The organism is Saccharothrix sabaoui (assembly GCF_051756985.1).
Lineage (GTDB): Bacteria > Actinomycetota > Actinomycetes > Mycobacteriales > Pseudonocardiaceae > Actinosynnema.
The window spans coordinates 1-6,628 of record NZ_JBPKJK010000277.1 but is presented as its reverse complement, the minus strand read 5'-3'; the positions used below and the strand labels follow the sequence as shown (position 1 = coordinate 6,628).

Sequence of the window (6,628 nt, the reverse complement as noted above, 5' to 3'; positions counted from 1 at the left end):
CGGTCAGCGGGGCCCGGCGAGCGGGCTCCGGCGGGTGGGGCTTCGGCGGGTGGGGCTCCGGTGAGCGGGGCTTCAGCGGGTGATGTACGCCGGGGTGAACTCCACCGGCAGCGACTCCAGGCCGCGCATCCACACCGACTGCCGCCACACCAGCTCGTCCACGCCCACCGACAGCACCACGTCCGGCAGCCGGTCCAGCAGCACCTCCACCGCCGCCTTCGCGATCACCTCGGCGATCTCGGGCGCCGGGAACGGGCAGCGGTGCTCGCCGTGGCTGAACGACATCTGCGCGTGGTTGCCCGACGGGCCCGAGTGCTGGTCCGGCCGCACCTGCGGGTCGGTGTTGGCCGCCGCCAGCCCCATGATCACCAGGTCGCCCGGCCGGATGCGCTGCCCGCCCAGCTGGGTCGCCTGGGTGGCCCAGCGGCCGATGAAGTTCTGCGTGGGCGTGTCCTCCCACAGCACCTCGTTGAGCGCCTGCCCCGCGCTGCGCCGCCCACCGGACAGCGTGACGGCGAACCGGTCGTCGGTGAGCATCAGCCGCAGCGTGTTGCCGATCCAGTTGGACGTCGGCTGCTGCGCGGCGGCCATGATGACCAGCAGGTCCTTGGTCAGCTCGTCCTCGTTGAGGCCCGCCGGGTGGGCCAGCATCCGCGACGGCACGTCGGGGCCGGGGATGATCGCCTTGCGGCGCACCAGCTCCTGCATCGCCGCCGCGACCCGCACGTAGGCGGGGATCGCGTCCTCCCCGCCGTCCAGGGACGTCTGGAGGTCGCGCACCAGCCTCGGGATGTCCGCGTCGGGCAGCCCGAACAGCTTCGCCACGACCAGCCCCGGCATCGGGTGCGCGAACTGCGCCATCAGGTCGGCCTGGCCGGACACCACGAACTGGTCGATCAGCCCGTCGGCCACGTCCTCGCAGCGCTGCCGCAGCTCGAACTGGTCGATCTCGCCCAGCGCGTCGCTGATCGCCCCGGACCGGCGGCGGTGCTCGGCCCCCTCGGCGAACATCACCGACGGCTGGTGGCCGACGTACGGCATGAGCGACCAGTCCGGCGGGATGCGGTCCCACTGGTTCCAGCGGCGCGAGTCGCGCGCGAACACCTGGTCGTTGGTCAGCACGTGGTGCAGCTCGCGGTAGCCGATCACGTACCAGGCGGGGATGCCGCCCTCCAGCACCACCGGCGCGACGGGGCCGTGCTCGCGCCGCAGCTGCCGGTACAGCTCGGCGGGCTTCTGCCGGAACAGCGGCCCCTCCAGCGCCACGACGGGCTTGGCGTGCGCGGGGCACCCCGGCGGCGGTGCCCCGTGCGGCGGCGTCGGCGCGGTGAGGTCGGTCGGGTGCGTCACGGCGTGGTCTCCCTGGCGGAGGACAAGGCGAAGAGGTGGTTGACCAGCGCGACCAGGACGGCCTTGCTGGAGTCGCGCCGGCGCGCGTCGCAGTCGACCAGGGGGACGTGGGACGGCAGGTCGAGGGCGTCGCGGAGCTGGTCGAGCGAGTGGCGGGGACCGCCGAAGTCGTTGCGCGCCACGATGAACGGCGTGCCGTGGTGCTCCAGCCGGTCGATGGCGTACCAGGAGTCCTCGACGCGCCGCGTGTCGACCAGCACGACCGCGCCGAGCGTCCCGGCGAACAGCTGGTCCCACAGGAACCAGAACCGCTCCTGACCGGGCGCGCCGAACAGGTAGAGGACCAGCTCGTCGTCGAGGCTGATGCGGCCGAAGTCGAACGCGACCGTCGTGGTGGTCTTGGACCGCACGGCGTCGTTGTCGTCCACCCCGATCCCCGCGCTGGTCATCGTCTCCTCGGTGGACAGCGGCCTGATCTCGCTGACCGAGCGGACCATCGTGGTCTTGCCCACGCCGAAACCGCCGACCACGACGATCTTGAGGCCGTGGTGGGCGGTGGCGCGCAGCGGTTCGCGCGCCGCCGTGTCAGAGGTTCTGGAGTCCAATGAGCACCTGCTTCAGCAGTTCCGGGGAGGGGAGTTCGTCCGGCGTCCGGCGGTTCATCGGGTGGCGGGCGGTCACCACGCCGGCGTCCAGCAGGTCGCACAGCAGGATCTTCACGACGCTGACCGGCAGACCGAGGTCCGACGACAGCTCCACGACGGCGGTCGGGCGGCGGCACGTGCGCAGGATGCGGACGTGCTCGGACTGCATGCCCGGCGACGGCTCGCTCTCGCTGACGATCAGCGTCACCAGGTCGACCGACCCGGCGTCGACCCGGCTGCGCCCGCCGGTGATGGTGTAGAGGCGGTCCGGGTCCTCGTCGTCGAGGCGCGGGCTCATGCCGGTCGCGGGCTGTACGGGGCCTGGCGCGGCGGTGTCGACAGGTAGTCGCCCAGCTGCTCGACCAGCTCGTTCATGTTGTGGCCGATGACGCCCGCGTCGGCGTCGTCCGCGGCGACCACGGCCAGGTGGGCGCCCTGCCCGGCCTCGACGATGAACAGCAGGCCGCCGTGGAACTCGGTCATCGACTGGCGCACGCCGCCCGTGCCGTCGCCGAACTCGACGGACGCGCCGTAGGCGAGGCTCTGCATCCCCGAGGAGATGGCGGCGAGCTGGTCGGCCTGGTCCACCGAGAGGCCGCTGGTGCGGCACAGCTTGAGGCCGTCCTTGGACAGCACCAGGGCGTGGCGGGAGCCGGGGGTCCTGTCGAGGAGGTTCTCCAGCAACCAGTCGAGGTCGCGGTCGGTGGTGTTCATCCGGGCTGTCGGGGCCGCGGTCCTGGGCCTGCGCTGCCAGGGTGCGTGGCCCCTGCCTCCAATCCTGTCGGGGTGGTGCGGGGTGCGGGGGAGGGGGCGCGTGGTCCTCGGTCGCCTCAGGACGGCCAGTGGGGCGCCTCGCCGCGCAGCGGTTCGACCTCGTCGTGCGGGCGGGTGACCGGCTCGCCGAAGCCGCCGACGCCGGGGGCGTGGCCGAGGTCGAGGTCGACGTGTCCGGTGTCGACGCGGTCCAGGTCGAGGCGGTCGGTGCCGAGGTGGTCGGTGCGGGGGTGGTCGCGGTCGCCCGGGTCGTGCTCGTCCGCCCCGAGCGCGCCGGCCAGGGAGCCCTCGTGCTGGAACGCGTCGTGCTGGGGGCCGCCGTGGGGCGCGTTGTTCTGGGGCGCGTTGTTCTGGGGAGCCGTGTTCTGGGGGGCGCTGTTGTGCGTCGGGCGGCTCTCCGGGCGGGTCGCGTTGCGGAACGCGCTGAACCGGCTGCCCGCGTCCGAGCGGGACGGCGCGGGTTCGACCGGGCGGCGCGGCGCGCCGGGGAACGTGGAGCCGAGCGTGCTGCCGCGGTGGCGGCGGGGCAGCACGACCTGCTCGTCGGGGGTGTCCTGCTCGGGCACGTCGTCGGAGGTGTCGGCGGGCTGCGCGGCGGGCTCCTGGGGTGCGGTGGTGTGCTGGGGCGCGGTGAGCCGGTCCGGGACGTGCTGGGTGGGCAGGCCCAGGGACTCCAGGGTCGCCAGCGCGGGCTCGAAGGCCGGCGCGCCGACCTCGGCGGGCGGGGCCGCGGAACGGCGCCGGCCGCCGCCGCCCTGCCGGGGCTCGGTGATCAGGGTGCGCGGGATCATCACGACGACGCCGGTGCCGCCGCGCGAGGACGGCCGGAACGACACGGTGAGGCCGTGCTTGCGGGCGAGCCTGCCGACGACGGCGAGGCCGAGCCGGGTCCCGGACAGGCCGGTCAGGTCCAGCGACTCGCCGGACACCAGCCGCTCGGCGCGGCGCAGCGCCAGGTCGCCCATGACCAGGCCGCCGTCCTCGATGGTGACGACGACGCCCGCCTGCACCTCCTCCACGTAGACGTGGACCTGCTCGGAGGGCGGGGAGAAGTTGCACGCGTTGTCGACCAGCTCGGCGAGTGCGTGCATCACGCCCTCCGCGGCGTAGCCGACGACGGCCGACGAGCTGGCGGAGTGCGTGCGCACGCGCTGGTAGGCGCTGACCCGGCCGACCGCGCCGCGCAGGATCGACTCCATGACGATCGGCTTGGTCCAGCGCCGGCCGGAGCGCGAGCCGGTGAGCACGGCGATGCTGTCCGCGAGGCGACCGGCCTGGGCGGTGCTGTGGTCGAGCTTGAGCAGGTCGCCGAGCACCTCCTCGCTGTGCCGCTCCTCCATCTCGCGCAGGTCGGCCAGCATGCTGGTGGCCAGGGCCTGCATCCGGCCGGCGGCGTTGCCGCACGCGGCCATCGCGGCGGACCGGGTGCGCTCGCCCCGGCCGACCTCCTCGGCGAGGGTGCGCAGCACGCGCTCGTGGTGGGGGTTGACCGGCAGTTCGACCTCGGTGAGCGCGGTCTGCGGGGCCGAGCCCGCGCGCAGCCGTTCGACGAGGGCGGGCGCGAGCCGGTCGGCCAGGTCGGCGGCCTCGGCGGCCACCAGGTCGGCGCGGTCGCGGAAGTGGTGCGCGACGGTCCGCTGGCGCACCGCGGCGGTCACGGCGACGACGAGCGCGAGCGCCGCCGCGCCGGCGCACCCGCCGACGAGGAGCCGCGCGTGCTCCGGTGCGGCGAGCACCGCCCACGCGACCAGGCCGCCTGCGACGACCAGCGTGCTCACCGCGGCGAGGACGGCGGGTCGCGCCGGAGGTCCCGTCGGGGAATCGCTGGACGGGGTGTGTGCTGACATCAATCAGGTCCTCGCGGGCGATCGGGGGACATGCGTGCGCGCTTTCGCGACGGTGTTCTACACCATTGCCGGCGGTGGGAAGAAATGCCCTGTTGTTTTCGGTCCTCGTCGGCCCGACCGGGTGATGATCGGCGGTCGTCGACTCCCGGGCCGCGCGGCGGGGTTAGCCTGCCGACCGCCGTCCGGACTGTCAAGACTCGGCAGGAACGTTCACCCGTGTGTACGCCGATCAGCGCAGTGGGCGAACAAAACCGCAGGTCAGAGGCTAAGTGAACGAATCCGGTAGCGAATGTGAGGAACGTACTGATTCGCTCTCCGTATTGGCGTTGCTCTGTTCGTGGTACAAGGTGCGGTGTTTGCGCTGATGGGAGCGTATTCGCGCATTTCGTGCAACTGGGCGGCGCGGGTCGGCGGCGAGACCGCATTTGCGCGGCGAAGGGGTGTCGCCCCGGGTTCGCCGACCGCGTCCGCCGCCGTGCCGGTCCGGTGCGCGGGTCGCGCCGGAGGAGGGGTGACCGGCCTGCTCAGGGACTTGCGGTACCCCGATTATGAATGATCATGCACCGTGGTGCATACTTCTACCGTGTCCAAGGTGCTGACTTCACTCCCCGCCGGCGAACGCGTCGGCATCGCCTTCTCCGGCGGTCTCGACACTTCGGTGGCGGTCGCGTGGATGCGTGAGAAGGGGGCGGTGCCGTGCACGTACACCGCCGACATCGGCCAGTACGACGAACCGGACATCGACTCGGTGCCCGGTCGCGCCGAGGCGTACGGCGCGGAACTGGCCCGCCTGGTCGACTGCCGCGCGGCGCTGGTGGAGGAAGGGCTGGCCGCGCTCGCGTGCGGCGCCTTCCACATCCGCTCCGGCGGTCGCACCTACTTCAACACAACCCCGCTCGGCCGGGCCGTGACCGGCACCATGCTGGTGCGCGCCATGCTCGACGACGACGTGCAGATCTGGGGCGACGGCTCCACCTACAAGGGCAACGACATCGAGCGGTTCTACCGCTACGGCCTGCTGGCGAACCCGTCGCTGCGGATCTACAAGCCGTGGCTGGACGCCGACTTCGTCCACGAGCTGGGCGGTCGCACCGAGATGTCCGAGTGGCTGCTGGCGCGCGACCTGCCGTACCGGGCCAGCACCGAGAAGGCGTACTCGACCGACGCGAACATCTGGGGCGCGACGCACGAGGCCAAGTCGCTGGAGCACCTCGACACCGGCATCGAGATCGTCGAGCCGATCATGGGCGTCAAGCACTGGGACCCGTCCGTCGAGATCTCCCCCGAGGACGTGACGATCGGCTTCGAGCAGGGCCGGCCGGTGTCCGTCAACGGCAAGGAGTTCGGCTCCCCCGTCGACCTGGTGCTGGAGGTCAACGCGGTCGGCGGCCGGCACGGCATGGGCATGTCCGACCAGATCGAGAACCGGGTCATCGAGGCCAAGAGCCGCGGCATCTACGAGGCGCCGGGCATGGCGCTGCTGCACGCCGCCTACGAGCGGCTGGTCAACGCGATCCACAACGAGGACACGCTGGCCGCCTACCACACCGAGGGCCGCAAGCTCGGCCGGCTGCTGTACGAGGGCCGCTGGCTGGACCCGCAGGCGCTGATGGTGCGCGAGTCCCTCCAGCGCTGGGTCGGCACGGCGGTCACCGGCGAGGTGACCCTGCGCCTGCGGCGCGGTGACGACTACTCCATCCTGGACACCACCGGCCCGGCGTTCAGCTACCACCCGGACAAGCTGTCCATGGAGCGCACCGAGGACTCCGCGTTCGGCCCGGTCGACCGCATCGGCCAGCTGACCATGCGCAACCTCGACATCGCCGACTCCCGCGCCAAGCTGGAGCAGTACGCCGTGCTGGGCCTGGTCGGCAGCAGGCAGTCGACGCTGATCAACACCTCGCAGGTGACCCCGACCAAGCTCATCGGCGCGATGCCCGAGGGCGGCGCCGAGGCCATCGCCTCCCGGGGCCGGGTCGCCGACGACGAGCTGCTCGACCACGCCGCCATGGA

General features: G+C 72.6%; 6 protein-coding genes. 1 reads left to right on the top strand and 5 read right to left on the bottom strand.

Annotation, left to right across the window (positions count from 1 at the left end; all coding sequences use genetic code 11):
• Nucleotides 1–72 precede the first annotated feature (72 nt).
• From ACR807_RS40565 to ACR807_RS40545, 5 genes are all read right to left on the bottom strand, one after another.
• Complete coding sequence (locus ACR807_RS40565; RefSeq protein ID WP_438926862.1) at nt 73–1,266, bottom strand: cytochrome P450; 1,194 nt, start codon at nt 1,264–1,266, stop codon at nt 73–75.
• A gap of 80 nt (nt 1,267–1,346) precedes the next feature.
• Nucleotides 1,347–1,955, bottom strand: a complete 609-nt coding sequence (locus tag ACR807_RS40560) for a GTP-binding protein (protein ID WP_438926861.1) — start codon at nt 1,953–1,955, stop codon at nt 1,347–1,349.
• Nucleotides 1,936–2,292 (bottom strand): DUF742 domain-containing protein, encoded by a 357-nt coding sequence (locus tag ACR807_RS40555; protein ID WP_438926860.1) that lies wholly within the window; start codon nt 2,290–2,292, stop codon nt 1,936–1,938. Before ACR807_RS40555 ends, ACR807_RS40560 begins: the two co-directional genes overlap by 20 nt.
• Nucleotides 2,289–2,708, bottom strand: coding sequence for a roadblock/LC7 domain-containing protein (locus ACR807_RS40550; protein WP_438926859.1), 420 nt, complete (start codon nt 2,706–2,708; stop codon nt 2,289–2,291). The genes ACR807_RS40555 and ACR807_RS40550 overlap by 4 nt, the downstream gene beginning before the upstream one ends.
• 116 nt (nt 2,709–2,824) lie before the next feature.
• Complete coding sequence (locus tag ACR807_RS40545) at nt 2,825–4,615, bottom strand: sensor histidine kinase (RefSeq protein ID WP_438926858.1); 1,791 nt, start codon at nt 4,613–4,615, stop codon at nt 2,825–2,827.
• Between the two features lie 583 nt (nt 4,616–5,198).
• On the opposite strand from ACR807_RS40545, the gene argG reads away from it, so the two are divergent.
• Nucleotides 5,199–6,628: argininosuccinate synthase (gene argG / locus ACR807_RS40540; protein WP_438926857.1), on the top strand; the 1,430-nt coding region annotated here is incomplete at its 3' end.

Excerpts from the sequence above, each read along its gene's own strand:
- ACR807_RS40545 (WP_438926858.1), bottom strand. The coding sequence starts at position 4,615 with ATGTCAGCACACACCCCGTCCAGCGATTCCCCGACGGGACCTCCGGCG.
- ACR807_RS40555 (WP_438926860.1), bottom strand. The coding sequence starts at position 2,292 with ATGAGCCCGCGCCTCGACGACGAGGACCCGGACCGCCTCTACACCATC.
- ACR807_RS40550 (WP_438926859.1), bottom strand. The coding sequence starts at position 2,708 with ATGAACACCACCGACCGCGACCTCGACTGGTTGCTGGAGAACCTCCTC.